This window comes from Streptomyces sp. MS191 (assembly GCF_008042125.1).
In the GTDB taxonomy this organism is placed as follows: domain Bacteria; phylum Actinomycetota; class Actinomycetes; order Streptomycetales; family Streptomycetaceae; genus Streptomyces.
Window position 1 is genome coordinate 1 of record NZ_RDBI01000149.1, and the last position, 941, is coordinate 941.

General features: G+C 78.5%; 1 protein-coding gene. It reads left to right on the top strand.

Going from position 1 to position 941, the window contains the following annotated elements; all coding sequences use genetic code 11:
* On the top strand, nt 1–941 hold a 941-nt coding region (locus EAO71_RS35835), incomplete at both ends, for an acetate--CoA ligase family protein (RefSeq protein WP_187282967.1).

The window sequence follows — 941 nt, forward strand, 5'->3', positions numbered from 1 at the left end:
CACCCCGGCCGGCGCACCCGGCGCCGCCACGTCCGGCCCGCCCGGTCACCCGGGGTCCCCGCCCCTCGGCGCCGCCGCCTCCGCACCCGGCAGCGGCTCCGTGCCCGGTGGCCTCGTCACCGGGGGGATCCCCGCCTACCCCGCCGCCGAGCGGGCCGTACGGGCGCTCGCCGAAGCCGTGCGGTACGGGCAGTGGCGGCGGCAGGCCGCCGAGCCCGGGCGGGTGCCGGAGTACGAGGACATCGACGAGAGCGGCGCCGCCGCCCAGATCGAGCGGCTGCTCGGGGAGGACGCCGAGGCCGCCGGCGTGACCCTGGACGCGGACGCGGCGGGCGAGCTTCTCTCGCGGTACGGGATCGCCGTCCGCCCGACGCTGCCCGCGCCCGGCCCCGACGAGGCCGTCGCGGCCGCCGCGCGCCTCGGCTACCCCGTGGCCCTCAAGACCACCGCGCCCCATCTGCGCCACCGCCCCGACCTCGGGGGCGTCCGGCTCGACCTGGCCACCGAGCAGCAACTGCGCACCGCCTACACCGAGATGGCCCAGGCCCTCGGCAAGCCGGAGGAGCTCCACCCCGTCGTGCAGGCGATGGTGCCCCGCGGCGTGGACACCGTCGTCCGTTCGGCCATCGACCCCGCCGTCGGCGCCGTGCTGTCCTTCGGGCTCGCCGGGGCCGCCTCCGAACTGCTGGGCGACACGTCCCACCGGCTGGTCCCCGCCACCGACCGGGACGCCGCCGAGCTCGTGCGCTCCATCCGCACCGCCCCGCTGCTCTTCGGCTGGCGCGGCTCCGCCCCGGTCGACACCCCGGCCCTGGAGGAACTGCTGCTGCGCGTCTCCCGGCTCGTCGACGACCATCCCGAGGTCGTCGCGATCACCCTGGAACCCGTCGTCGTGGCCCCGCACGGGCTCTCCGTGCTCGGCGCCACCGTCCGCCTCGCCC